The organism is Alteribacillus iranensis, assembly GCF_900113025.1.
Classification (GTDB): domain Bacteria; phylum Bacillota; class Bacilli; order Bacillales; family Marinococcaceae; genus Alteribacillus_A; species Alteribacillus_A iranensis.
Window position 1 is genome coordinate 1 of the sequence record NZ_FONT01000006.1, and the last position, 26,629, is coordinate 26,629.

Below are 26,629 nucleotides of genomic sequence, written 5' to 3' on the forward strand. Positions count from 1 at the left end.
CTGAAAGCGGCGATTTTTTTGTGTTTTTGATATAAAAAAAGAATGTTGAAGTTTTTTTCATCCCTTATTTTTGGTTGGCGATCAGGTGAGACGCCTGCGGGAAAAGCAAGAGCTGAAGATCCACCGACGGCGGTCTTCCGTCGGTTAGCTGAAGCCTTGCCCGCGGCAAGCGAACCTGAAGAGCCATTTATACGAAAGGGGAGAATTTCATTTTAACTTTAACAACGAAGCTTACAGAATTGAAAAAAGGGCTGTCAAAAGGTCATTTTTTATGACCTTTTGATACAGCCCCTTTTGTAAAACGGTAAAAAGCTTGTCACCGATAGGCGAATGTCAGGCATTTTTTTATTTCGTTTGCTTTTGAATTGGATATGCTTTCCAATGGCTTAAATCAGCGTTTTCTTTTTGGATTAATTCTTTCGGAAAAATAAATGTCCATGGCTTGCTAGTATTGGCTTTGACTTCGAAATCGTTTAAAGTGAAGCCGCCTTTAGCCACCATATCTCCTTCTGCATCTTCGACTTGCAAAGGAATTTGCTCCAACTTAATGTTCTTTTCATTTCCGTTCCGTATCAACATAGTCACGTGTAAATTCCCATCATCTTTTTTAGAAGCTTGCAGACCCATGAAATTAACTTCTCCTGCTTTTGGCGGGTCGAGCTTTTCAACCATTTCTTTCAATTTTTCTTTGTCTTTGTCCGCTAATGTTTGGTCCCAGCTGTTTTCTAAATCCAGGCTATGTTTCCGTGAGCTTGGTTTCAGCTGGAATGCCAGCTTCCATCCTTCTTCGGGCAGGGAAGTGGTAAATAAATCTTTATCCGTGAAAAGAAAGTTCCATGGTCTGCTGCTCTGTCCAGGAATTGTTCCAGCATCTGACAAGTCGAACGTTTTACGTCCAAGGACTTGATCTTCGCTATCCAACAACACAAGAGTAGTCTCGTGAAGGGTGATTGCTTTACTTAAACTATTACGTATAAAAGCAGTGACTTGGTACGTTCCTTCCTTTTCCTCTTGCAAGTTTATCCCCGATAAGGACACTTGATTAGGGAGAAGGGGAGGGCACTCCATGTTTAAAAACTGAAATGAATATTGGTCTTCTTTTGAAAGGGTCCATTCGGGATGTATGGAAAGCTCTGTATGAATTTGGTTTTGTTCTGCTTCTTGCTCAGAGGTTTCATTTAATAATTCCTCTGAGGAGACAGTAGACTCGTTCCCTGTCATTTTCGGTTTATCGTTATTTTTCCTTTTAAAAAAAGGGAGCATTACTGTTTCACCTCTTCTTTGGACTTTAACGTATATGGTCGTAACATTTTTGATAAATGTACAGATGCATCGTGTTCAATCATGTCATACATTCTCGAAAATAACTCAAATCCTTCACGAGTATAAACGCGCATAGGATCTTCCTGTCCGTAGCTTCTCAGACCAATACCTTCCTTTAATCTTGTCATTTCTTCCAAGTGACTCAACCAGTGACGATCGATATTAGTAAGCAGAACTTTACGTGCTTGTGTTTGAACGCCGCTTTTTTTCCGGAAAGAATGAATGATTTCCAGATATTGTTGAGTGCGGGCTTCTACTTCTTCGAGTACATCTTCACGGCTCTCTGCCTGCTTGGGGATTTTGATGTCAGGGAATGTAACGATATGATTAAGACGACTTTCAAGCTCAGACACATTCCACTCTTCAGGAACATACTCATCCCCACAATAGGCTTCTACAAGCTTTTTAGTACTTGCTTCTACCATTTCCGTCCACGTCTGGAGGGGGTCTTCTTGTTCAAGAATTCGGTTGCGAAGCGTATAAATCACGTTTCGTTGTTCGTTTGATATGTCATCGAGTTTCAGCGTATATTCTCGTAAAGAAGAATTCGCGTTTTCACACATCTGTTGAGCTTTGTTTACTATTTCTAGTGCCTCTTCATTTAGTACTTTTCCGTCTTCATCGGTATTTAGCTTCTCTTGTAATTCCTCAATATCTTCACGTCCAAAACGAAGAAGCATTTCATCCTCAAGAGAGATATACATCTGAGTTTCACCAGGATCCCCTTGTCGTCCGGAACGTCCCTTTAATTGGTTATCGATACGTCGGCTTTCATGTCGTTCGGTACCAAGGACAAACAATCCTCCTGTTTCAGCTACACCCTCGCCGAGCATGATATCTGTTCCTCTTCCTGCCATGTTTGTTGCAATGGTGATCTGACCTTTTTGACCGGCTAATGAAATAAGTTGAACTTCCTTTTCTTCACTTTTGGCGTTCAAGAGTTCATAAGGAACTTTTTGCTCATCCAAGAAACTAGCCATTGTTTCTGACTGGATAATAGAAGAAGTACCAATCAATACAGGTTGTCCTTTTTGATATCTCTTTTCTACTTCCTTCGCGACGGCGCGGTATTTGTCGGCCGCTGTAGCAAAAATAATGTCTTCTCTGTCTTCGCGAATTTTGGGTTTGTTTGTTGGAATTTGAATGACACTCATCCCATATAAATTTTGAAACTCTTTTTCTTCGGTCTTTGCCGTTCCTGTCATCCCGGATAGGCGTGGATACATCCGGAAATAGTTTTGAATCGTTATTTGAGCTTGAGTTTTGTTTTCTTCTGTGATCTCGAGATTTTCTTTGGCTTCTAACGCTTGGTGAAGTCCATCACTTAATGAACGACCATCCATTACGCGGCCTGTGAACATGTCGACTAATTTTATTTCGCCTTCTTGAACGATGTAATCCACATCTTTTTTAAACATTACTCGAGCTCGTAAAGCTTGCAGGACAAAATGATAGAGCGTATGGTGCTCCAAGTCATATAAATTATCAACCCCAAATGCTCGTTCTACTTTCGTAATTCCATTGTCTGTTAGACTAACAGATTTTGAAATGGGGTCGTATAAATAATCTTTTTCATTATCAAAGCTGCGTGCCATCTTCGCACAGATTTGATACAAACTAGGATTAACTTGTGTTTTGCCGGCGATAATTAGTGGTGTTTTCGCTTCGTCTATGAGCACGCTATCTATTTCATCTATAATTGCATAGTGATACGGGCGCTGCACTTTCTCCGAAGTGTTATAAACCATGTTGTCTTTTAAGTAATCAAATCCAAATTCATTTCCTACTCCATAAGTGATGTCGGCTAAATAGGCAATGCGCTTCTCATCAGAAGCAAGGCGAGGCACATTCAAACCGACGGTGAGGCCGAGAAATTCATGGACCTGCCCAATTAAATCTCGGTCTCGCCGGGCTAAGTATTCGTTTACAGTGATAACATGGACGCCTTTCCCTTCCAACGCCCTTAAATAGCTAGGAAGAGAAGCAACTAAGGTTTTACCTTCACCAGTAGCCATCTCTGCGATATCACCATCATTTAACGAAAGGCCGCCAAGAAGCTGGACGTCATAATGGCGAAGGCCAAGGACACGCCGTGAAGCTTCACGTACGACAGCAAACGCTTCTTCCGTTAATTGCTCAATCTTCTCCCCATTTTGAAGTCGATTTTTGAATTCATCTGTCTTTTTTTGAAGCTCTTCATCGGTGAGCTTCTCTAGTTGTGGCTCAAGTCTATTAATCTTCTCTACTATTTTATTGTATTTTTTTATTCGACGCTGTTGTTCATCGCCGATTATTTTCTTTAAGGAAGCAATCATGTACTACTTCTCTCCTTATCCATTACGGGAGTCTTCGAATACTTGTACAGTATATCATTTTTGCATGCATGTTTTCATTACTCTATAAAAAAAGTGCGCCTGGGGTAACTGCCATCTTTCTCCTATTATAAAACAAGCTAATCTTTAGTGGGAGAAGACAGAGGCTTGTGGAGAAGTTTGTCCATAAACGAAAGCAGCGGCCGTTCACATGGCAGCTGCTTTTCCTTTATTCAATAGAAGTGTCTAAGTAATCTTTATACAAACTGTAACTTTCATCTCCATACTGACCAAGGAATTCTGAAGTCGGTTCAAAAGCTTGGGTCAGAGCGTTTCTCTCTCCTTCTGTGTCTCCCATGGCTGCGTATACTTTGCTCATGCGGTAGAAGTTTGTAGGATCACTTGGGTCAAGGGAGGTGAGAGCTTCATACCTTGCTAAACTGCTCTCATAGTCGCCAATGGCATAATATGCCTGAGCTAAAGCTAATAGAAGCTCATAACCCGGTTCCTCTTCCATTTCCTCTATATGAGTTTCTAAATCAAACAGAAGCTCAGCCCCTTTTTCGACATTTGCTTCCGAATGTATGAGTAGTGTGGCATAACGTATGGTTCTTTCTTCGTCTTCTGGATCAAGTTCGTACTGTTGTTTCATAAGCTGTACAGCGTCACGGACGAGAGGTTCGGATGGTTCATTCATTCTTTCCACGTGAGCCTCCAGGGCTTCAAGGTAACGAGCAGAATAAGAGGCAGCTTCTTCTGCGTCTTCATCTTGCAGGTGACGAAGATAGATAATGATCTCATTATATCTGCCGTTTTTGATTTCTTCTTCCATCAACGTATTGATATCATTCGTAGATAACTCTTCTAAACGAAATCGTTCGGTGAGTGTCCGCAAACCATCCAAGCTATATGTGAAATTTTCATCCTGATACGCGTATTTTTCTGTATCGATTGATTTTTCTTCAGCTAAATAACGATCCATTCCATAGGTGGAACACCCTGAAGCAATAAGAGTGATAGCAAATAATAACGAAACAAATTTCCATTTACCCATATATTCAACCCCTGTTCTATCGATGCCATTCCATTCTGTATTTTACTTGAAACAATCAAGAAAGGAAAGGTGAGAGCGATTTGTATAAGGGAGATTGTAACAACCGAAATATCTTCGTAACCAACTTGTAAACTAAAATAATATGAATGACCTATTTTTTAATCGATCGGTGAAAAAAGCTAGTTTACTAAATTACACCGTGGTATTCTATCAGAAGAAGGAAAAGGCTGGGTAAATTTGCCTGAGGATGTAGAATTTGCACTATAGATATCATGTTAAAAATAAATAATGCTGCAGGGCACCAACCGAAATTTTCCTTTAAAAAGACTTCCCCAGGGGGACTAGGGGCAACAAGAAAGAGGAGGAGAGAATTTTGTCTTTTACAAAGAAAATTTCATACGTACTGCTTGCATTGACGGTAATACTATCAGTATTTCCGATGCTTGGTGTGGATAAAGCTGAAGCAACGGACAGGTTTTCGGATGTAAGTAGTAATCATTGGGCAGCGAAAGAGATTTCGTTTGTTGCAGACAAAGGGATTGCGACAGGTGATGATTCTGGAAAATTTCGCCCGGATGATTCTTTAACTCGCGCGCAAGCATCCGTAATGATGACACATGCGTTAAATACTTCGGGATTGGATCGTACCACTCCAACATTTAAAGATGTGTCTCGAGATTATTGGGCTTACTCTCGTATTGAGAGAGCGGCTGAGATGGACATTTTTAAAGGAAAAAATGGAAAATTCCATCCTGGAGATAATATCGCAAAAGCGCAAGTGGCTGCCATCGTGGCTAGAGCATTTTATGGAGAAGACGCAGAGCACCATAGAGGAGATGTGAATTTTAGCGACATATCGAACTCATTCTGGGCAAAAGGCTACATAGCGACTTTAGTAGATAACAATATCATTAGAGATGGCGGCAGCTTTAACCCAAATGAATCAGCTACACGTGCGGAGCTCTCTGCTTACATAGCTAGAGCAATGAACGAGAGCTTACAAGTATCAGGTAAGGACGATTCACATTCAGATGAAGCATCAAATGAAGATGTTGCTTCTGAGAACGTGTTATTTCAAGGGACGGTGCAAGCAAGCACTCCGTTAAATGTAAGAAAAGGCCCAAGCACGGATTATTCTGTGATCAACACCCTCAACAATGGAAAAAAAGTGGATGTTTACGGAACGGAAGGCAATTGGTATGAAGTCCGCGTTGGTGGAAAGAAAGGATATGTCCATTCAAATTATGTCGTCAGGGCGGACGACGTTCAAGCAGACACAGGGAAGGCTGAGCCGATTTACACAGGAAAAGTTACTTCCTCTAAACTATTAGTACGCTCTGGACCTGCCTCAAGCTATGATAAAGTAGGTAGCTTCAGTCGAGGAGATACTGTAAAAGTATACGAAGAAACAAACGGAAGCTGGGTGTTAGTGAAGTATAAAGGCGAGTGGGCTTACACACATAGCGGTCACTTGGAAGAAGCAGGGATGAGCGGAAAAACGATTGTAATTGACCCGGGACATGGAGATCATGATCCTGGTGCACAAGCAAATGGGTTAGTTGAAAAAACGATTAATTTACAAGTTGGCTTAAGAGTAGAAAAGCTATTAAAAGATGCGGGAGTAGATGTAGTGATGACCCGTCGTAACGATACTTTCGTCACTCTTAGCGGAAGAGTAGCGATTGCAGAGAGAGCGAATGCGGACTCCTTTGTCAGTATTCATGCAAACGCAGCAAGCCCGGCCGCGGAGGGAGCAGAAACTTTCTACAATAACAACTATCAGGCAAGAGAAAGTCGAAAGCTTGCGGCAGCCATCCAGAATCGTCTAGTGAAAGATACAGGGATGAAATATCGCCGCGTCGCGGATGCGCGTTTTTATGTCATCAGAAACACTACGATGCCAAGCACGCTAATTGAACTTGGGTTTCTCACCAACAGAGGAGATGCGAATCGGATGAAACAGTCCGGTTATTACGACAAAGCAGCGCGTGCCGTTTATAATGGTATAAAAGATTACTATTCTGAATGATAAATGATAAACCGCCTGGATGACTTCCAGGTGGTTTTTTATAGAAAAATACTATTTTTTTCCTTCACCCTTGTTTATAATTTAGATACAAAAGGAATATAAATGAGTAATAACTTACATGCTACTATAAATGGATGGGGGTTGGACCTATGAACAAGAGATTCATTATTTCCTTGTTTTTACTTACATTAATGCTATTTATATCGCCACACATAGAAGCAGAATCTACATTTAGTGATATAGGAGATTCTCATTGGGCTGAAGAAGAGATTCTATATATTACAGAAAATGGGATCGCGAATGGTTATCAGGATGGCACCTTCAGACCGAAAGAAAATGTGACTCGAGGACAAACGGCCAAAATGATTGTATCGGCGCTAGGTCTTTCTACTAGTGACGACTCTGACGTTGAATTTAACGATGTGGACCGTAATCATTCCTATTATCCTTATATCGCTGCGGTTGCAAAAAATGACATTATGAATGGCAGTAACGGATCGTTTCGCCCAAATAAAGAATTGAGCAGAGCAGAAATGGCAGTCGTTTTATCGAGAGCGTTTCGATTAAAAGGAGAAACAGATATATCTTTTGCGGATATTTCTAATGATTACTGGGCGCACTCTTCTATTCAGAGACTCGTCAACAATGGAATCACTAGCGGTTATGTGAATGGGAATTTTGGTCCGAGCGACCATACAACTCGTGCTCATTTCTCTGTTTTTCTCGCTCGTTGTCTAAATGAATCGTTTCGTGTAGAGGAAATAAATACGCCTCCATCCGATGTAGATAGTGAACAAAAAGCATGGCATTTTCGTGGCATAACCATGGGTGACAGGAAAGAAAGTGTGATAGACAAACTCGGTGAACCGGAAAAAGTGGAAGTTAGTCGATATGGGTTCAAATGGCATATTTACCATGACAATTATTCAAACTATGTACAATATGGTTTTAGAGATGACAAAGTGGTAGCCATTTACAGCAATCAAGATACGTGGATAGGCGACAAGGGCTTACGACTTGATAAAACGAAAACGGATGTTATAGAGAAATATGGGGATCCTCTTTCCTCCATTAAGAAAGGTGGAGACAATTTTTCTATAGAATCAAGCACGGCGGGAACTTATCTTGTCGGAGGTCGCTACACTACTTTTTTCTATGACGTCCATCGCGGAAATAAAATTACTGCTATTTTACTCGTGAATGAAGAAGAGGAAAGAGCCTTCCGTCAATTTTATGCTGAACCGACGAAAGCATTAAAAGAAAGCTATGAAAGGCAAATATTTTATTTAGCTAATGCACAAAGAAAAAGATTCAGTAAGCCTCTGCTTCAGTGGGATGATGTGGTTGCCGGAACAGCACGGAGCCACAGTGCAAACATGTCAGGATCTAACTTCTTTGATCACATGAACCCAGACGGGGAAGATCCGTTTGATAGAATGGCAAGTGATGGGGTGAGGTTTTATAATGCGGCTGAAAATATTGCTTATGGCCAAGTGAGCCCTCTCTATGCTCATCAAAGCTGGATGAATTCTGAGAGCCACCGCCAAGCTCTACTTGGAGATTACAGTCGACTTGGTGTTGGTGTTGCTTTCCATGAAATCAGAAAACAGCCGTATTACACACAGAATTTTTATACCCCTCGATAATGAAGCTGAACCGCTGACTCCTAAATGGGGAACCAGCGGTTTTCGCTTGCCTTAACCAAACCATAATCTCACGTCTTTTATTTAGAAAAAAGACAGTCATTGCTCTCTCCGTAGTGTAACGAAATCGAAACTAGTCGATCTCCTAGAAGGGGTGTATAATAGGTATTGCAGTTTTCACAAGGCACGATGAGACAGATGATACTAAAAATACATACAGTAAAGGTCAGGGACATTTACATATGAGAATAGGAATTATTGGAAACTACGGTCACAATAATAATGGGGATGAAGCCATATTATCTGGACTTCTGCATCAATTGATGGCAGAAGGAGGAATAAAGAAAGAAAACATAGTTGTGTTTAGCAATAATCCTTCTAATACAACGGCACGTCATGGTGTAGCTGCTTATCCGCTCTTGTATAAAAAAGGGAATATAATTTTTTCTGGCCTAACCACTGTATTGAAAAGCCGAAAAATAATGAAGCAACTCGACCTTTTGATTGTTGGAGGTGGGGGGTTGTTAATGGATATGTATAAAAGAGATGCTCCCTTATACAGTGTCCTAGGCTTAACAGGGAATTACAGCGGCTGTCGAGTTGCTGTTCACGGGGTTGGAGCAGGACCTATACAGACCAGGTTGGGGAAATTTTTCATTAAGAAACTAATTTCTGTCGCTTCTTCTGTAACGGTCAGAGATGAGAAATCGAAAGAATTACTTAAACATATTGGAGTAAAACGTGATGTTCACGTCATTTTTGATCCGGCTTTCTCTGTTCCAGTTACGCACTCTCATCAACCTTCCAAGAAAATAGAAAAAGTTGGTGTTACTGCCGTTCCTTACTTTAGCCAAGCCTATTGGCCTGTACCTGATAAAAGAAAATACCAGGATTACATTGAAGGAATGGCTTTATCTTTAGATCAATTAATACAAGAAAAGGGAGTCCGTGTTACTTTCTTTTCGACAAAATATCCCGAAGATGTTCAGGTTACGAGGGATATATTTAAGTTAATGGAAACAAAAGAACAGGTAGAAATCATTGAAGATAATTTGATGCCGGAGGAAATTGTAAATATTGCCGGCTCACAGGATCTTGTTATTGGTACTCGTTTACATTCTTTGATATTAGCCGTGAATGCAGCGACACCTGTCATTGGAGTGGAGTACCATAAAAAAGTAAAAGATTTTATGGGCGTAATAAAAAAAGAGCAATATTCAGTAGCGATTGATCAAATAACAGACCCATCTAAGGGAATAGCAGCAGTATTTGAACGAGCATCTGAAAATTGGGATGCGCTCCAAACAGATACTGCTGATGATTCGAAGAGGTTAAAAGAAACAGCATCGGAAGGAATAGAACTGCTCAATTTGTAAATGAATGGTGTGACAATCAATATGTGGAATCGGTATTTGCCGCGTGAGAGGACAAATGATCTGTTACTAATGGCAACTGTCCTATTAGTAATTTGGACTTCATTTGAATTGCTATTTACAAGAATTTGGGACAATTGGCTTCCGATTGTGCCCTCATTACTCGGATATGCAGCAGAAGGACTGCTGCTTCTTATGGTATGTATTGTTATTTTTCATCCCGAGATTGGAAGGAAGCATCTGATTGAACGCTTGAAGAACCCATTAAACAAAAGCTTGCTTGTTTTTATGGTGTTTATTTTATTTAGTATGTTTGTTAATAATGTACCTTTTGCTCAAGGGGTTTTTGGGGTTCGAGCTATTTTTCAGTTTCTTATTTTATTTTTTATTTTGCTGACCCTCGATATTCCGGCAAAGTGGGTGAAAAATTTATTTCATCTTATTTTGGGTCTCGGGATCATGCAGGCCGTCATTGGTATTTTTCAAATTATATTAAAAATACCGCTCCCTCTTCGAAATACGGAGCAGCGTAGAAGTATTTCTATAGGCGAGGAAATACGGGCATTTGGCTTGATGGACTCTAGTAATACGCTAGGTGGATATTTGGTAGGTATTCTGCTTTTGCTTGCTATTTATGTTTTCGTGTTTCGTCAGGAGTTGAATCGTAAACAACTTCTTATCTACGGCGGTATCGGCTTGATCCTATTAGTGGGCTTAGGTCTTACGTTTTCCCGTCAAGCCTTTTTGGCCCTAATTGGATGCTTTGGATTAATCGGGCTTATCTTTCGCAAAAACAAGGCGTTTCGTATCATGCTATACACGGCAATTGGTTTATTTGTCGTTTTCGTGGCGGGTTACGCATTAGCGCTTATCTTTTTTGAAGGGTTTGCCCAGCGGAATTTATATACCTTGGATTTGTCTAAAAATTATCGTTACTTAATCGTGTTGAGCGGGTTGCTCGTATTTACCTTCAGTCCTGTCTTTGGAGTGGGCCCTGGTATGTTTGGAAGCAATGCTGCATTTGTGTTTCAATCGAAATTTCATCAGTTCATGCATGAGGATCTTCCGTCAACCATGACGACCGTTGATAATAATGCTCTTTATGTTCTAGTCGAATACGGGGTTGTCGGTGTTGTTCTCCTTGCTCTAATAGCTGTGGCAGTTTTGAAAGTAGTGGGAAAAATGACAGTTTCTTCTGTGGCTGAACATAGATGGGTAGGTTTGTTTATTATTGCTTTTTCAGTAGCGTGGGTATTGATGGGTCTTCTCTCAACTGCATGGGAGAATCACCAGATTGCACTGTTTTTCTGGTTGTTCCTCGGTATTGCGATGAATTGGTATAAACGTAAAGAGACGGAGGAGTAAACATGCGCATACTTGTAATCAGCAACATGTTTCCGACGAAAGAAACGCCCGCATTTGGGATTTTTGTGAAAAACCAAGTGACTTCCTTAATAGAACATGGATATACAGTTCATGTAGCGGCAATCCAAGATCCAGAGATGGGAAAGTTCCATGTGCTGAAAAAATATAGCAGCTGGTTACTTGGAAGCATGAGGCGCCTTCTGACAGCAGGAAAATCATATGATGTGGTACATGCTCATTACGCTTTTCCATCTGGAATGATTGCACGTTGGTTTAAAAAATGGGCAAATGTTCCTTATGTGGTCACCTGTCATGGTGGCGACTTAAATAAAATGGCAAAAAAAGGTCCGTTCTTTCGTAAACAGACGGAAAAAATCTTGAAAGACGCAGACCATGTCATTACAGTAGGACACGATTTAGAAAGACAAGTTACCGAAGAGTATGGCCTCTCAAAGACGAAAGTGTCAGTGTTGAGTATGGGAGTGAACAGGAATGTCTTTTTTTCACAAGAAAAGACTGCCATTCGCAACAAATTAGATGTGAATGAAAACCTGACGAACCTCCTGTTTGTCGGTAACATTATTAAAGAAAAAGGAATGGAAGACTTAATTCAAGCCCTATCTATCATAAAAAAGCAAGATCCTACTATTCATCTCCATGTAGTAGGGCAGGCCAAACAAGAGAGTTATTTGCAGTTTCTCCATGAGAGGATAAAGGAATTACAAATAGAGGAAACGGTCACTTTTCACGGCCCGAAGACACAAAAAGAAGTAGCTGAGTGGATGAATGCCGCTGACATTTTTGTGTTACCTTCTCACATAGAAGGCTTCGGTCTCGTAGCTGTGGAAGCGATGGCTTGCGGGACGCCGGTTGTTGGCACAGACACAGGAGGACTCTCCTATTTATTAAAAGGAGACACAGGTTCTTTAGCGGTGCCCAAATCTCCTTCTTCCATCGCGGAAGCCATCAACCGTGTAACGGAAGATGACAATTATCGTCAGCACCTTATTAGTAATGGTAAACAAAAAGCAGCACAAAATGATTCGTCTACAATAACTGACCGTGTGATTACTATCTATGAAGAGGCTATGGAGAAGACAGGTGAGAGCAAATGAAGCAAAAACGAAAAAAAGTAATGTTTATTTCTTCCGTTGGCGGCCATTTAACGCAGCTTATGCAGTTGAAGCCGCTATTCGAGAAATACAATTATTTTTTAGTAACGGAAAAAACAGAAGTTACGAAATCAATGAAAAAAGATCACCCTATGGCGTTTCTAGTATATGGAGCCCGTAACTATCCGATTAGTTATTTATTTAAGTTCTCTTTCAACTGTTTAAAATCTCTCGGCTTATTTATTAGGAAGAGGCCGGACGTGGTTGTGACAACGGGAGTGCATACAGCTGTGCCGATGTGTTACATAGCTAAGCTGTTTGGGAAAAAAGTTATTTTCATTGAGAGCTTTGCGAAAACTTCTTCTCCAACATTGTCTGGACGTTTAGTGTACCCTATTGCAGACTTGTTTATTGTGCAATGGGAGACGATGCTTGAACATTATCCAAAAGCAGTATACGGGGGGTCCATCTATTGATATTTGTGGTGCTAGGAACTCATGAACTCCCATTTAAGAGACTTCTTACAAAAATGGAGCAACTTCGTCAGAGTGAAACTATTACAGAGGAAGTCGTGGTACAAGCAGGTCATACCGAATTTGCTTCCGAGCACATGAAGATGATTCCATTCATGAGTTTTGAGAAAATGAATGAATTATACGATCGGGCAAGAGTCATTGTTGCACACGGAGGCACCGGTTCTATTATTACTGGCGTGAAAAAGAACAAACCAGTCATAGCTGTACCGAGACTAGCGGAATTTGGGGAACACAATGACAATCACCAACTGGAGATTGTAGAGCAGTTTCGGGAAACCGGTCATATTATCGGAATTGATAGCCCGGAAAAGTTAGACCAGGCCCTTCAACAAGCGGAGACGTTTCGTCCCGTACCATTTCAAAGTGGAAGAGATCAAATTATGCAATTGATCGAAGACTTTATTGACCATTCTTAACAGTTGGCAGGGTACAAACCCTGAAAGGAAAGTGTAAATGTATGAAAGGCAAGTCACTGCTTCAAATTATTGGCGCTGTAGCGGTTATTAACCTGCTGTCACGATTGATTGGTTTTTTTCGAGAGGTGGTCATCGGTTACCAATTTGGGACAGGCTTTGAAGCAGACAGTGTGGTTACTGCTTACACACTCCCAAACTTTTTTTACGTCGTAGCAGGAGGGGCGATTACAACAGCGTTTATTTCCATTTATACGAAAATGGAAGACCCGCTCATGAGAAGAGAGTACCTAGAAAGAATATTTGGTTGGCTGTCCCTCGTCCTTATCGTGTTTAGTGTGTTTTTAATATTGTTCTCCAAACAAGTGGTTGCTCTTTTATTTCCAGGGCTGGAAGAAGAAGAGTTTCTGCTTACTGCAGACTTATTTCAAATCATGGCACCGGCAACTTTTTTCCTTATTATCTCTATGTGGTTCACGGGCCTATTAAATGTAAATAATCGCTTTAAATGGACAGCGGTTTCCACGTTGATTTTGAATGCTTCTTTTCTAAGTATTGCGGTATTGTTTTATCCATTGTTAGGAGCTTATGCACATGCCTGGGGAGCCATAGTTAGTGCTGTTCTCATGTGTGTCTTTCTCATATATTTGATACGTCGTGGTGGATTTTTTCATTTTCGTCCGCGATTGAGCCGCAGTCCTGAAACATGGCGAACAATGAAGATGGCTATACCTATTTTACTTGGCGGTGCAACTCTTCAGTTGTATTTTTTAATCCATCGCGTGTTTGCTTCATGGCTTGAAGATGGTTATATCGCTGCACTTAACTATACTTCTAAAATCGTTCAGCTTCCGCAAAGCGTATTAATGATGGCGGTCACTACGGTTATATATCCTATCCTTTCAAAAAAAGTGGCAGCCGGCGATACGAATGAAATTAGTGGATTGTATAGCCGAGGTCTGCGGTTAATGGGGTTAACGATATTACCGACAGCTGTGTTTGTCATCATATATGCTGAGGAGATTATCCGCGTCATCTTTCAGTATGGGACGTTCGATGAGCAGTCGACTCAAATGGCGGCACCCCTTCTTCAAATTCTTGTGATCGGTATGTTCTTCCATGCTGCGAACTTATATGTCACTCGTTTTTTTTATGCTTACGAGAAATCGATTTTTCCGGTCACAATGAGTTTGATCTCCGTTTTAGGTATTAATGTAGGGCTTAATGTACTTTTGGTCAATCCATTCGGAGCAGCAGGCATAGCCTGGGGAACTTCAATAAGTTCAATATGTAATTTCATCCTTCTCTATGCAGGTATAAATTATGTGTTAAAATTGGAGCAGAATGGGAAGGCGGGCAAGAAGTTCCTGGACGTTGTGAAAATTCTTTTACTATTATTCTTGCTCGGTCTAACATTATATGGATGGAAGTGGTTAGCAACAGATGTTGGTCCTTACATAACTTTGCTGATTGCAGGGGTTTTTGCAATTGTTGTGCTTCCTGTCTTAATGAAATTGCTTCAGTTTCGGGAAATCAATGAAGTAATAGAAAAAGTGAAAAAGAAGGTTGTGAAACAAAGATGAAGTTAGCCGTTATAGGAACGGGCTATGTTGGCCTTGTCTCTGGTACGTGTTTTGCAGATCTAGGTAATGAAGTGATATGTGTTGATAAGCTGGAGGATAAGGTAGAACGGCTTAATCGATATGACATTCCTATTTATGAACCAGGATTAGAAGAACTTGTTAGAAAGAATCACCAAAGGGATAGATTGTCGTTCACTACGGATATTCATTCAGCTGTTCACCATGCCGATATTGTACTGATCGCGGTGGGGACGCCAGAAACTGAATCAGGGGCTGCAGATATGTCTTTCGTCTATAAAGTAGCGGAGGAAATAGGCGAGTCAATAGAGGACGATAAATACAGAGTCATCGTTAATAAATCGACCGTACCTGTAGGCACAGCCGAAAAAGTAGAAGACTTGATAAAAAAACAGCAGCCGAATGCTAACATTAATGTTTGTTCGGTCCCTGAATTTTTGAGGGAAGGGTCAGCGGTAAAAGATACATTCCATCCCGATCGGATTATTATAGGCGCGTCTGATAAAAGAGCGGAAAGCATGTTATTAGAACTACATTCACCTTTGACCGATCAAATTGTTGTTACGGATCCGCGAAGTTCTGAAATGATAAAATACGCATCTAATGCCTTTTTGGCCACGAAGATATCATTTATAAATGAAATAGCCAACATTTGCGATGCTTACGATGCCGATATCAAAGCGGTGGCGGAAGGAATGGGACTTGACAACCGAATTGGCCCTAAGTTTTTAAACGCCGGTATTGGATATGGCGGATCCTGTTTCCCCAAAGACGTAAAAGCATTAAAACATTTGGCAGAAGAGAGAAATTATCAGCCAGATATTTTACAGGCCGTCATGGATGTAAATGAGAAGCAAAGCCATCGGATGGTGGAACATCTAGACCGTATTTTTGATGGAGACATCAAAGGGATGACAGTCGCTATTCTTGGACTTGCTTTTAAGCCGAATACGGATGATATGAGAGAAGCACCATCTGTTAAAATTATCCATGAACTAACTGAAAAAGGTGCATCTGTTCGAGCTGTTGATCCGATAGCAGCGAACAATGCTCGCACACTGCTTCCTGAAGATGTACACATTGTAGAGGATGCACTTGAAGCAATCAAAGACGCAGATGCCGCATTTTTAGTAACAGAATGGGATGAATTTAAGAAAATTACTGCGGACGACTTTAAGAGGCTTCTTAAGCAGCCGGTTGTAATTGATGGAAGAAATGTATTTGATCGAGATCTCTTTAAAGAAAATGGAATTATTTACCATGGAATTGGAAGGAAGTAATATTCTAACCAAGTTGGAGAGAGGGGTAAATAGATGAAAAGCAAGAATGCAGGCTTCCTACTGAGCGTTATGTTATTCATTGTTATTGTTGCCGGTTGTTCACAAGCTTCTGCAGATCCATCAGAAGAAGCGGCAAGTGCCGAGTGGACAGAAGAGAAGCTGGGAGAAACAGAAGAAGATCTGGATGCCGTTAGTGAACGTGTAGATGATTTGGCTCAAGATATTCGAGTGCTGTCCGGTGTTCCTGAATTTAGTGAAGAACCAGTCTTTCCGGATGTGAATGATGATTATTTTGCTTTTGAAGAAATACAATTTTTGTCCGGACAGAGAATTATTAGTGGATTCCCAGATGGTCATTTCCGGCCCGGTGAGACGATAACCAGGTCACAAACTGCCAAGATGCTGAGGGCTGCTCTCGACCTGGATGCCCCCGAAGATTATCAAATTAAAGCCACTGATGTTAGCGACAATCATCACGCTTACCGTTCATTAGCTGCTTTGGAGTACCATGGTATTATGACAGGGAATGACGGAAGGTTAATGCCTTCTGCAGGTCTTAAACGTTCACAAATGGCTGCGTTGTTAGTACGAGCCTATGAACTACCTGAAGCAGACAAGCAACATACTTTTACTGACATAGATGAAGATTATCCAAACTTTGAAGAGATCAACATTATTGCAGACCAAGGCATCACGACCGAAACAGGGAAAGCTTTCCGGCCAAATGAAACAACGACAAGAGCCCAGTTTTCACTCTTTATGTCACGAGCTATACATGACTACTTTCGACCATAAAAAACCGGATGTGAAAGGCAGAGCAGCCTCTCACATCCGGTTTTCATTTGGTTTAACAGAAATTTTATTCGATCGTAACCGTTACCTATTTACTATCTCTATTCCAGTATAATAGTGTTTTAATATTTCTCGGAATGTTTTTCCTTCTTGAGCCATTTTGTAAGCTCCCCATTGACTCAAGCCCAGCCCGTGTCCCCATCCCTTACCGTTAAACTCATAAGTAGCTGGAGCTGTATTGGAATACTCAATGCCATCGGGGGTGCGAACAGCTAGGTTTTCATAAGCGATTGGTTGATCTGAACCATCTTTTTGACGCATATTCATGCCCATAACACTTTCAAATGATTGTTCTGATCCATCCGACATTTTCACTTTAACAGACCCAGGGTTGTTTTCCTTTATAGTAAACATTGTGCTTTTTAGGTTGGTTCCAAGCGCCCATCTAATCGAGTCTGGAGAAGAGCCTTCGGGAAGAACTTTTACTTTTTCTTCACCGGTTGATGTATGAATGGCAGTTGCTCTCATTTGTTGCACACGGCCAGCTTCACTTTTCTCTAGTATTTCTAAACTGGCCATTTCCCAGTCTTCTGAAGGGAAGATCGCTTCGTCAGCCGCATCTCTAGTAACCGTCGTAGTCCAGCTAGTATTAGGGTTGGCACTATGGTTATCGTAAGGGTCTTTCACTGCTCGAATATATGGAACTTTGCTCGACCAAGCATTTTCGCTGTTATCCGTGTAACCTCCGGAGCTAGCGTGGAAATAGGCGTTAATCAATGAGCCGTTATATGTAGCATATAATCCTCTTGTTTCAGTAATTGCTTCATTTGAGCGGCTATCTTCTCCAGAGCGGCCATGATAAACCTGATGCTGCACGGTGTCGTATAGGAAACGATTCGAATCCATATTAACTTTTGCATAATTACGAGCGGCTACCGCTTGAGCTTTTAATGCTTCCTTCGGCCAAGATGCCGACATTTCCCGAGGAACTACGCCTTTTAAATAGTCTTCGATGTCTAGTACATTAAAAAGCTGAAGCCTCTCTTCCTTGTTTTCTTCTGCAGGCTTGATGACAAAAGAGCCGCGATAAGAGGTCTCTTGAAAGGAGCTTCCTGCCCTTAATACAGAAGTCAGGTTTACATAATTATTGGTAGAACGAGGAGACTCTTGCAGGACATAACCTGTCGTCGATTCTATCATGTTATCGTCAGTAATCTTTACCACGACTTTATCTTTTGCATATCTGAACTGAACACTGCTGTCTATGTTTATTTTCTTGCCGTCTTTCAGGTCAATAAGTTCATAAGAGCCTTGGATCGAAGCATTAAAAATGGAAGAAGGTACCAGTTTGACAGTAATCGGTTCTGTATATAAGTCTTCTGGCGCAGACGCTTCCGTATCCTTGGCTGCAGGCCACAGAATAACACAGAGGGCAAGAAGAAACATGGTCAGTTTTTTATACATAGTTACACATCATTCCTTCTATGTAGAAAGTTTGCTATTGCTCGTTTTTGATTTGTTCTACTTCTGCTTCGAGAGTCTCTACGCGGTTTTCAAGAGACGTAATACGCTCGTCCAACGGCTCGATCTGTGAAATAACCCACTCAACACTTGCAAGAACAGGTTCAGATTGAGCAATTGCTGGTGTTTTTACTACTACCCCAAGTGCGAGTACGGCAGATGCCATCCCTGCTAAAAACCATTTTTTCATGACGTGTTTTACCTCCTTTTTACAAAAAAATCTAGTTTTTATCATGCTTATTGTGGAAATACAGGAAATAGGAGAGATTACTAGAAATTTATTCAAGTGTATTATATCACCCCTTTACTAGTAGTGAAAGATTACTAGAAATTTGGCTAAAGATTTTTTGAAAAGAATTATGAATAGATATGTAATTTTTTCGAAAAGAGTTCCCCTTTTCACAAATTATGATATAATTCGATGGGAGTATAATCATTCCAATGATTCATAGATTTCTAGTGTTAATACACAGACGAATAATACAATTTTTAAAAAAAAGAAGTATGTTATCGCAAGTAATAAAATAAAAAAGTATGGGCAAGGTAATAGAGGAGGGCCAAAATGATAACCGCACTGGCATTGATTACATGCTTTTTATTATCACTATTTTTAACACCTCTCGTAAAAAAATTAGCTTTTAAAATCGGAGCAACAGATAAGCCAAACCATCGAAAAGTACACAAAGGCGCCATGGCAAGACTAGGTGGCCTATCTATATATGTTGCCTTTTTAGCAGGCCTTCTTATCCTCCAGCCTAATAATGAATATATGCCGTATATTTTAGCCGGGGGAACAATTATTATTATTACCGGCTTTTTAGATGACTTATTTGAACTCTCAGCGAAATGGAAGTTACTAGGTCAAATCCTGGCAGCGATCATTGTTTTGGTCGGTGGAGTGGAAATTCAGTTTATAAACCTACCCTTTGATGGCAGGTTAGAATTAGGTTGGTTCAGTATTCCAATTACGTTGTTATGGATTATTGGAATAACGAATGCTATCAATTTAATTGACGGTCTAGACGGTCTTGCCGCCGGAGTCTCATCCATTGTGTTGGCAACGATCTCAGTGTTAGCCATCATTCAAAACGATATTTTTATTGTGGCAATGGGTATTGCACTGCTTGGTGGAACATTAGGCTTCTTAGTTCATAATTTTAACCCTGCCAAGATCTTCATGGGGGATACAGGAGCGCTGTTCCTTGGTTTTATGATTGGGGTAATTGCATTATTAGGATTCAAAAATGTAACTATATTTTCTCTCGTAGTACCAGTCATTATACTTGCAGTACCGATATCGGATACTTTTTTTGCCATTATACGACGTTTTGTCAACAAGCAGCCTCTTTCTGCTCCAGACAAGTCTCATTTGCATCATTGTTTGTTACGCCTTGGATACACGCACAGACAAACCGTACTAATTATTTATGCAGTCAGTGCATTCTTCGGAATTTCTGCTGTTATATTTACCATCTCAACACTATGGGTTTCCTTAGTCATTTTGATGTTGTTACTCATTGGAATCGAGCTCATGGCAGAGCGTATCGGTTTAGTGAGTCACGATTACAGACCCATGCTTAGATTAATGAATAAATTCTCTAATACACCTAAGCGCTCATAAAAAGGGCTGTCACAGGGAAATTCCCTCTGGCAGCTTTTTTCTGTCTCTTGGTACTTACCGAAGATGGCATTATCCTTCGCGAGGACGTTTGTTTATTATCTTCCTTTATGATGTTGCAGCAGTTCTTAAAATGAGATCAGAAGAAAAGAGCTGTTCTGCAAGTGAGAACAGCTCTTTCTGACAAGAAAGTTAACTCCTATTCATATTCGGTCTCATTTAAAGCCTGACTATCTTGTGTTGCGGTCGAAGTTCCAGGCTGCCGCGTATCATTTTCTCCAACTTCGAGATGGGCACGCAAAGCATTGGATATGCTGTCTTTTGACTCCTGCTGTAGGGTGTAATAGTATACATTATTAATATACGTGTTTTCGCCCTGAAGCTGGAGGCGTTCAATGCTTTCAAGTGAGCTGGCATAACCGTGTAGAGAGAGCAAGTTTCCAAATGTTAAATTCATGGACATATGCTCTTCAATACTGTTTAATACCTCATCATAGTTACGAATCGATGACAGAGAGGCACTTTTTCGGATAAGAGCTTCTATCACTTGCTGCTGCCGCTCTCCTCGTCCTAGATCACCTCGAGGGTCTTTCTTTCTCATTCTGACGTATGCGAGAGCTTCTTCGCCGTTTAATACTTGGGTACCTTCATTTATCGTTATCGCGCCTTTATTTCCTTCACTATCCTGTTCCGTGAAAGTAAAAGGAACATCGACTTCTATACCGTCGAGAGCGTTAATGATTTCTATGAAAGCTTCAAAATTGAGCTTAACAAAATAATCAACAGGAATGTCAAATAACTCTTCTACCGTTCGAACTGCTAAGTCTGTTCCTCCGTATGCATGAGCATGGGTGATTTTATCTTCTCCCCGCCCAGGAATGGTAACTAGAGAGTCGCGTGGAATACTTGTTATTTTCACAGAGTGTTCTTGTTTATTAAACGTAGCAAGAAGCATGGCATCAGAGAGACCATCTAACTCTCCATCGCGGTTGTCTACACCGAGGAAGAGAACAGAAATGTTGTCTTCTTTTGGATCGACAGCTACCTCTCTTAATTCTGATTTTTCCCCACGTTCTAGCGTTTCCTGGGTGTCGGCTGCTACATCGGTTAGTTTCCAAGCAAAATACCCAATAGCGCCTCCCAGTACTACAAAAGAAAGAAGACCAATCAACATAAATATGCTAAAAATACGGCGTTGTCTTCGTTTACGGCGTCGCATCCGCGATCTAGGCTGCTGTTTAGCCATGATTACATACTCCTTGTTTCAAAGTTTAAGTGATTTAGGGTGTCCAACTTATTTTACAAAAACAATGACCATTCGTAAATAATTTTTAAGAATGGGGGTGGTGAATAGGTTATACTTAAAAAGTCAAGGTGGCTGTCAGCTAGCAACAGGCACTAGGAGGCCGATAAGAAAGCTAGCCCCAGAAGTGAAGGGGGAAGCGAACTCATACACTAACACTTAAAGGGAGATAAGGTAAATCTTGAACAAGCTTGCGTTGTGTTCTCCTGCTAACAAGTAAAGTCGATATTCTTATGAAAATGTTACAAGCAATTATTAGAGGAACACCGATTTCCATCAACTTTCGTCGCCAATACCTTCATTATTCCTGGAAGGGTGGTGACAAATTATTTCCTTGGAAATAAAATCATGGAAATAAAACCAATGATATGTTTAAAAATGAAGAAATCAGGAAGATGAAATATCAGTCTCCAAATAAGTTGTTTCCAGTTCTTCTATACTGCATTGTCCATTGGTTACATTGGTTATCCATTCACTGAACCTCGAGGATTCTTTAACAGGAACGTATACGAAGAATACTACAGCCTCTTCATAGAGAATATCCTTCAAAGGATAAGAGGAATTTCTTAATTCATTTTCCACTTTGCCAAGTAAAGTATACTCTACTTTTACTCCCATTACATTCACACGTTTTCTTTCCACTACACCTGTTTCCTTGATTCCTTCTGTGACAGCAGAAGAATAAGCGCGAATTAAGCCGCCGGCACCTAGCTTAATGCCGCCAAAATAACGTGTGACTACGACGCATGTATCTTTTAATTGTCTTTTCTTTAAAACTTCAAGCATAGGAATTCCCGCTGTTCCACTTGGTTCCCCATCATCGTTTGCTTTTTGCACCTCGTCTTTTTCACCGATCATATATGCTGAACAGTTGTGCGTAGCATTCCAATGTTCTTTCTTGATGGATTGAATAAAATTTTGAGCTTCCTCTTCCGATATTACACGTTTTACATGGCTAATAAACCTTGATTTGTTAATTGTTATTTCACTAGTCCCATGAGCATGGACTGTATAGTACGAGTCGAGCATGTAATAAGTCTCCTTTCCTAATGTAACTATACTATAATCATTTTGTAAAACTACAAAAGTCTGAGGCATGGTATTCTAGAGAAGACGGCTGTATAAAAGAGGGTATAGAAACCTATTTATCCGTCCTATTTGATTAGAATATGCTAAAATAATCATAACGAATCGTAGTTTCCTGTCAAACGAATGAACTGAACTGGAGAAAAGCGTGGTGATATAGTTGGCGGATAAAATGACCCTTGATGAAATTATCAACAAAATGGTACATACTGTAGAGCAGAGCAAAGAACAGATTTTTGAGATAAGTGAACAATCAAGGGATGAATATGAATCATTGAAAGCTGAGCTCGTGCAAGTGCGTGAAGATGTAGCCAAAGTGATTGATAAATCGGAACAGACGGAAATGTACGCCCGTTTTGCTAGAAATCGTTTAGCAGAAGTCAGCCGTCATTTTAGAAGTTACAGTAATGATGAAGTGAAAAAAGTGTATGAAAATGCAAATGAGCTGCAAATTAAACTTGCAGTTCTTCAACAAGAGGAATCACAGCTTCGCCAGCGCAGAGATCAAATTGAACGTCGTCTGATCCAACTCGAGGGTACTATTGAACGAGCTGAAACATTAGTTAGTCAGGTTTCAATCGTACATCAATTTTTGGCAGGTGATCTAAGAGAAGTAGGTGAAATGGTAGAGGACGCAAAAGAAATACAACAGTTCGGTCTTAAAATTATAGAAGCACAAGAAGAAGAACGAAAAAGAGTGGCTCGTGACATTCATGATGGCCCAGCTCAAATGCTTGCGAATGTCCTTCTTCGCTCGGAAATTGTAGAGAGGGTAAGCAATGAGCAGGGGGTAGATGCTGCTATCGATGAAATAAAAGACTTAAAAACAATGATACGCTCCAGCCTGGCAGAAGTAAGGCGCATCATTTATGATCTCCGCCCAATGGCACTTGATGACTTAGGTCTAATTCCTACACTCAATAAATACTTACAAAACATGGAAGAGAGAACCGGTTTAATTATTCGCTTTTCTCACCTGGGGCGAGACTTAAGACTTCCAGCAAACGTTGAAGTTGGTTTGTTCCGCCTCATTCAGGAAGCTGTACAGAACACTTATAAGCATGCGGAAGCGAATGAAGTTCAAGTAAAACTGGAGATGAAACCTTCTCAAGTTAATATCGTCATAAAAGATGATGGGAAAGGTTTTGAATCAGAGAAATCAGAAGAATGCACGTTCGGGCTGCTGGGCATGAGAGAACGAATTAATGCTTTAAAAGGTCAATTAACCATTGATTCCATACCTAATAAAGGTACCGTCATTATTATCCAAGTTCCTGTAGAAGGTTTTAAAGGAAGCCCAAACAGGAGGCAGCCCCAAAAAAAAGAGTTACTGAAGAGTAGGAATGTCTAACGTTAGAAACGAACTTTATTATACAGCAACGATCTATGCAAAGGAACTTAATGCGAAAGGATGGAAAGCATGCCAGATAAGATGGAAAAACATATTAGATTAATTCTTATAGATGATCACCAGCTGTTCAGAGAAGGGGTAAAACGTATTTTAGATATGGAACCCAACTTTGAAGTAGTAGCGGAAGGGGACGATGGAGAAGATGCTCTACGGCTAGTGGAAGAGAATGAGCCGGATGTTGTTCTAATGGACATCAATATGCCAGGAACAAATGGCGTAGAAGCAACAAGAAACCTAATAGAAAAGTTTCCCGAAGTGAAAATTCTAATCTTATCTATTCATGATGATGAATCCTATGTAACTCATGTATTGAAGACCGGAGCTTCTGGCTATTTGTTAAAGGAAATGGATGCTGATGCATTAATTGAGGCAGTAAAAGTAGTGGGGAATGGAGGAGCCTATATCCATCCAAAGGTGACCCACAACCTCATTAACGAATATCGCCGCTTGGCGACAGGAGGAGAGGGAGAAAGCGGGTCAACGGAAGTAGGCTATAAAGAAGTAGAGTACCGGAAACCGCTGCATTTATTAACACGGAGAGAATGCGAGGTTCTACAACTTATGACGGATGGTTACAGCAATCGAATGATTGGAGAATCTCTTTACATTAGTGAAAAGACAGTCAAGAACCATGTAAGTAATATATTGCAAAAAATGAACGTGAATGACAGGACCCAAGCTGTGGTAGAGTCAATAAAAAAAGGCTGGGTAAAAGTAAGATAAACACTGTGATTGGGTAACTGGAGGTGCGACGCCTCCAGTTCTTCTTTATCTTTTCATTGTTTCTTCTCGCCTGTGTTGGTACTTCTTTCATTCCTTGGTAGCCTGATTATACTCTTGTTCCCGTTCTTTTGCGATGCGGTAACGCCGGAGTAAATCTTCTTCTTGCGATTCAAATTCCTCTTCTGATATCTCTTCCATTTCGTATACCATTTGAAGGTGAGCCAATTTTTTTTGAATGTGTTCTATATCATACAATTCCTTATCTGCTTCGTCTTTTACTTTATTAGCAACCGCTAAAACGGTATCGAGCGGCCACGTAAATAATTTATGAATCATGACGTTTGACCCGCTTTAATTTTAAGGTTAATGAAATTGTAGGCTGGCCATGGACCTGTATATGTGAAGTCAATACAACTTTTCCATTTCTCATATATTTCATTGACCCGAGCATCAAAAGCCTCTTCATTTTCTAGACTAATTAGAAAAGAGGCGTTCAGAAGCATTCTCTCATTGATGACCTCATTACTCTTCGCTGCTTCCGACAGCTCAGCCAGCGGTTGAAACACCTCTTGTTCAAACTGAGAATGGAGAGAGGTGACAAATGACTTAGCGGCTTCTCCTAATTTCAGTTGTTCATAATAATGAGGTTTTGCGGATGCTGCATTTCTTTTTAAACGTTGCAAAGATGGGTTCTTGTTTGCTTGCTCTGTTATCCACTCTTTTTTGCCCATCAGCTTTAGGCCCACTTCAATCTTATTTTCTATTTTGGGGAATATATGTTGAAACTGCTCATAAAGCTGTTCCATAAATAAGTGCACATCTTCTCGGTCCTCAAGAATATTACCAAAGCTCATTGGAATAACAGAGAATTCTTCCATAACCCGTGAAATCGTTTGTTGGTGATTCCGTGCATTTTTTCGAGTAGGTTCATAAATTTTAATAGGAGCGGATGCTGTCACCATAGACATATCATGGAAAGGGACCGTGAAAACTTCTGTCACTCTGCCATCTAGTTCTGTCGTTCCAAAACTCCGTTCTTCTGCTTTAGGGATCACTGCAAATAAATATAAACCCTCTTCTTTTTGCACAATCATTGCTCCTTTTCTATTAAAATCAATGGGAATCTTGGAGTATTTCTCGTATGAGATTTTGGGCCTCTTGTATGGTACCTGAGCGCCCGCTCCTCACTAAATAGGAGGAAAGGACATCAGAACAAGTTTGCCTAAAAATAGAATCTTCGCTTGAGAAAGATGCTTTTGAGTTTTTTGCAATCCTCGCAATCATAAAAGCGGCCCGCAACCCAAGCCCGACGCTTTCATCATCTGTTTCATGTTCAATTTGTTCTATTAATTGCCACACTGTGTTAGATTCTTGCTCTGATAAGTTCTCTGATTTTCGAAGGATGGTTTCTTTTGTTTGTTGTGACAAATTGATTTCTAACGTGATGAGACGATCAGCCAAAGCATCTTGTGTCTGAAAAACGCCAGCATACTCCGTTGGATTAGAAGTAAGTATCAGTTTAAAATTCGGGTGGACAGCAACAGAAGGCTGTTTTTGTTTCGTTCCATAAAGAGGCAAGAGCTTCTCTTCCAAAACGGATAAAAATAAATTGTTGGTCTCTGGGGTAGAACGTGAAAACTCATCATAAATAAGAACATGACCATGTTGGACAGCTTCCGTTAGTCGTCCGGGAGTCCAGTTTTCCTTCACATTTGCATCTTGTTTATATACTTGGCGAACGAAATTATCAATTGTTTTAGAGCTGGACCACCCTGTTGTGCCGCCAATTAAATCAACGTTATTCATTTCGTGATTTCCGTGAATGATAGTAGCTGGTTGGTTCAATTCTGCTGCTACCTGCATGGCAAGAGCCGTCTTGCCTGTTCCGGACGCACCGGTAAAATGTACAGGATAACCTCCATTTAAATAACGTTTGGCACGGGCAATCAGGTCATTTCCTTCCTCTGTGCGAATGAACGAAGGATGTTTACTTTTCGTTGTATACTGTTTTTTCGAGTGTTTCGTGGGGGCTGATACTTTTCTATTTTTTGACATGGATTTTCGATGATTATTTCCTCTGATTGCAGTTTGTCGACTAGTGGGAGAGGAACTGATCCTGTTGCCATTCAAGGTT

Annotated in this window: 23 protein-coding genes; 13 read left to right on the forward strand and 10 right to left on the reverse strand. The window is 40.6% G+C overall.

Annotated elements, in window-relative coordinates; genetic code table 11:
* Positions 1 to 345: 345 nt before the first annotated feature.
* The 3 genes from BM095_RS12770 to BM095_RS12780 all read right to left on the reverse strand — a co-directional run bounded on the left by BM095_RS12770 (position 346) and on the right by BM095_RS12780 (position 4,689).
* A complete protein-coding gene (locus BM095_RS12770) occupies positions 346 to 1,263 on the reverse strand; it encodes an accessory Sec system S-layer assembly protein (RefSeq protein ID WP_091662551.1) in 918 nt (305 codons plus the stop codon).
* Complete coding sequence (gene secA2 / locus BM095_RS12775) at positions 1,263 to 3,638, reverse strand: accessory Sec system translocase SecA2 (RefSeq protein WP_091662553.1); 2,376 nt, start codon at positions 3,636 to 3,638, stop codon at positions 1,263 to 1,265. Before secA2 ends, BM095_RS12770 begins: the two co-directional genes overlap by 1 nt.
* Positions 3,639 to 3,864: 226 nt before the next feature.
* Positions 3,865 to 4,689, reverse strand: a complete 825-nt coding sequence (locus BM095_RS12780; protein WP_091662555.1) for a tetratricopeptide repeat protein — start codon at positions 4,687 to 4,689, stop codon at positions 3,865 to 3,867.
* Positions 4,690 to 5,062: 373 nt separating this feature from the next.
* Between BM095_RS12780 and BM095_RS12785 the strand changes: the two genes are divergently transcribed.
* From BM095_RS12785 to BM095_RS12830, 10 genes are all read left to right on the forward strand, one after another.
* Positions 5,063 to 6,718: an N-acetylmuramoyl-L-alanine amidase gene (locus BM095_RS12785; RefSeq protein WP_091662557.1), complete on the forward strand. Its 1,656-nt coding sequence runs from the start codon at positions 5,063 to 5,065 to the stop codon at positions 6,716 to 6,718.
* A gap of 149 nt (positions 6,719 to 6,867) precedes the next feature.
* The gene (locus BM095_RS12790) at positions 6,868 to 8,364 is read left to right on the forward strand and encodes an S-layer homology domain-containing protein (protein ID WP_177194815.1); all 1,497 of its coding nucleotides are present in this window, start codon (positions 6,868 to 6,870) and stop codon (positions 8,362 to 8,364) included.
* Positions 8,365 to 8,603: 239 nt separating this feature from the next.
* The gene (locus BM095_RS12795) at positions 8,604 to 9,737 is read left to right on the forward strand and encodes a polysaccharide pyruvyl transferase family protein (RefSeq protein WP_091662562.1); all 1,134 of its coding nucleotides are present in this window, start codon (positions 8,604 to 8,606) and stop codon (positions 9,735 to 9,737) included.
* A 21-nt stretch (positions 9,738 to 9,758) separates the two neighbouring features.
* A complete protein-coding gene (locus tag BM095_RS12800) occupies positions 9,759 to 11,099 on the forward strand; it encodes an O-antigen ligase family protein (RefSeq protein WP_177194816.1) in 1,341 nt (446 codons plus the stop codon).
* A gap of 2 nt (positions 11,100 to 11,101) precedes the next feature.
* Positions 11,102 to 12,214: a glycosyltransferase family 4 protein gene (locus BM095_RS12805; RefSeq protein WP_091662567.1), complete on the forward strand. Its 1,113-nt coding sequence runs from the start codon at positions 11,102 to 11,104 to the stop codon at positions 12,212 to 12,214.
* Positions 12,211 to 12,687: a PssD/Cps14F family polysaccharide biosynthesis glycosyltransferase gene (gene pssD, locus BM095_RS12810; protein WP_091662570.1), complete on the forward strand. Its 477-nt coding sequence runs from the start codon at positions 12,211 to 12,213 to the stop codon at positions 12,685 to 12,687. Before BM095_RS12805 ends, pssD begins: the two co-directional genes overlap by 4 nt.
* A gap of 5 nt (positions 12,688 to 12,692) precedes the next feature.
* Positions 12,693 to 13,163 carry a PssE/Cps14G family polysaccharide biosynthesis glycosyltransferase gene (gene pssE, locus BM095_RS12815; protein WP_245757915.1) on the forward strand — a complete coding sequence of 157 codons (471 nt, stop codon included), beginning with the start codon at positions 12,693 to 12,695 and terminating at the stop codon, positions 13,161 to 13,163.
* Positions 13,164 to 13,204: 41 nt separating this feature from the next.
* Positions 13,205 to 14,743 (forward strand): murein biosynthesis integral membrane protein MurJ, encoded by a 1,539-nt coding sequence (gene murJ / locus BM095_RS12820; protein WP_091662575.1) that lies wholly within the window; start codon positions 13,205 to 13,207, stop codon positions 14,741 to 14,743.
* On the forward strand, positions 14,740 to 16,041 hold the full coding sequence (locus tag BM095_RS12825; RefSeq protein ID WP_091662578.1) for a UDP-glucose dehydrogenase family protein: 1,302 nt from the start codon (positions 14,740 to 14,742) through the stop codon (positions 16,039 to 16,041). The genes murJ and BM095_RS12825 overlap by 4 nt, the downstream gene beginning before the upstream one ends.
* Before the next feature lie 33 nt (positions 16,042 to 16,074).
* On the forward strand, positions 16,075 to 16,836 hold the full coding sequence (locus tag BM095_RS12830) for an S-layer homology domain-containing protein (RefSeq protein ID WP_091662581.1): 762 nt from the start codon (positions 16,075 to 16,077) through the stop codon (positions 16,834 to 16,836).
* 81 nt (positions 16,837 to 16,917) lie between these two features.
* Here BM095_RS12830 and BM095_RS12835 read toward each other — a convergent pair whose 3' ends face one another.
* Complete coding sequence (locus tag BM095_RS12835) at positions 16,918 to 18,297, reverse strand: SpoIID/LytB domain-containing protein (RefSeq protein ID WP_091662583.1); 1,380 nt, start codon at positions 18,295 to 18,297, stop codon at positions 16,918 to 16,920.
* A 34-nt stretch (positions 18,298 to 18,331) separates the two neighbouring features.
* Positions 18,332 to 18,544: a hypothetical protein gene (locus BM095_RS12840; protein ID WP_091662586.1), complete on the reverse strand. Its 213-nt coding sequence runs from the start codon at positions 18,542 to 18,544 to the stop codon at positions 18,332 to 18,334.
* Positions 18,545 to 18,919: 375 nt separating this feature from the next.
* Here BM095_RS12840 and BM095_RS12845 point away from each other — a divergent pair, with 375 nt between their 5' ends.
* Entirely contained in the window at positions 18,920 to 19,975 is a 1,056-nt protein-coding gene (locus tag BM095_RS12845) for a glycosyltransferase family 4 protein (protein ID WP_407639175.1), read from the forward strand.
* A 196-nt stretch (positions 19,976 to 20,171) separates the two neighbouring features.
* Here BM095_RS12845 and BM095_RS12850 read toward each other — a convergent pair whose 3' ends face one another.
* Entirely contained in the window at positions 20,172 to 21,218 is a 1,047-nt protein-coding gene (locus BM095_RS12850) for an LCP family protein (protein ID WP_091662591.1), read from the reverse strand.
* 444 nt (positions 21,219 to 21,662) lie between these two features.
* A complete protein-coding gene (locus BM095_RS12855) occupies positions 21,663 to 22,304 on the reverse strand; it encodes a YigZ family protein (protein ID WP_091662594.1) in 642 nt (213 codons plus the stop codon).
* Positions 22,305 to 22,521: 217 nt separating this feature from the next.
* On the opposite strand from BM095_RS12855, the gene BM095_RS12860 reads away from it, so the two are divergent.
* Together BM095_RS12860 and BM095_RS12865 are read left to right on the forward strand one after the other, a co-directional pair.
* A complete protein-coding gene (locus tag BM095_RS12860) occupies positions 22,522 to 23,712 on the forward strand; it encodes a sensor histidine kinase (protein WP_281243899.1) in 1,191 nt (396 codons plus the stop codon).
* Between the two features lie 69 nt (positions 23,713 to 23,781).
* On the forward strand, positions 23,782 to 24,495 hold the full coding sequence (locus BM095_RS12865) for a response regulator (protein ID WP_091662599.1): 714 nt from the start codon (positions 23,782 to 23,784) through the stop codon (positions 24,493 to 24,495).
* Between the two features lie 87 nt (positions 24,496 to 24,582).
* On the opposite strand, the gene BM095_RS12870 is transcribed toward BM095_RS12865, so the two are convergent.
* Genes BM095_RS12870 through gvpN form a run of 3 tightly spaced genes read right to left on the reverse strand, consistent with a single transcriptional unit; the run spans position 24,583 to position 26,625 of the window.
* The gene (locus BM095_RS12870) at positions 24,583 to 24,831 is read right to left on the reverse strand and encodes a gas vesicle protein GvpG (RefSeq protein WP_091662601.1); all 249 of its coding nucleotides are present in this window, start codon (positions 24,829 to 24,831) and stop codon (positions 24,583 to 24,585) included.
* Complete coding sequence (locus BM095_RS12875; protein ID WP_177194817.1) at positions 24,828 to 25,583, reverse strand: GvpL/GvpF family gas vesicle protein; 756 nt, start codon at positions 25,581 to 25,583, stop codon at positions 24,828 to 24,830. Before BM095_RS12875 ends, BM095_RS12870 begins: the two co-directional genes overlap by 4 nt.
* A gap of 25 nt (positions 25,584 to 25,608) precedes the next feature.
* Positions 25,609 to 26,625: a gas vesicle protein GvpN gene (gene gvpN, locus BM095_RS12880; RefSeq protein ID WP_091662607.1), complete on the reverse strand. Its 1,017-nt coding sequence runs from the start codon at positions 26,623 to 26,625 to the stop codon at positions 25,609 to 25,611.
* Between the last annotated feature and the right edge of the window lie 4 nt (positions 26,626 to 26,629).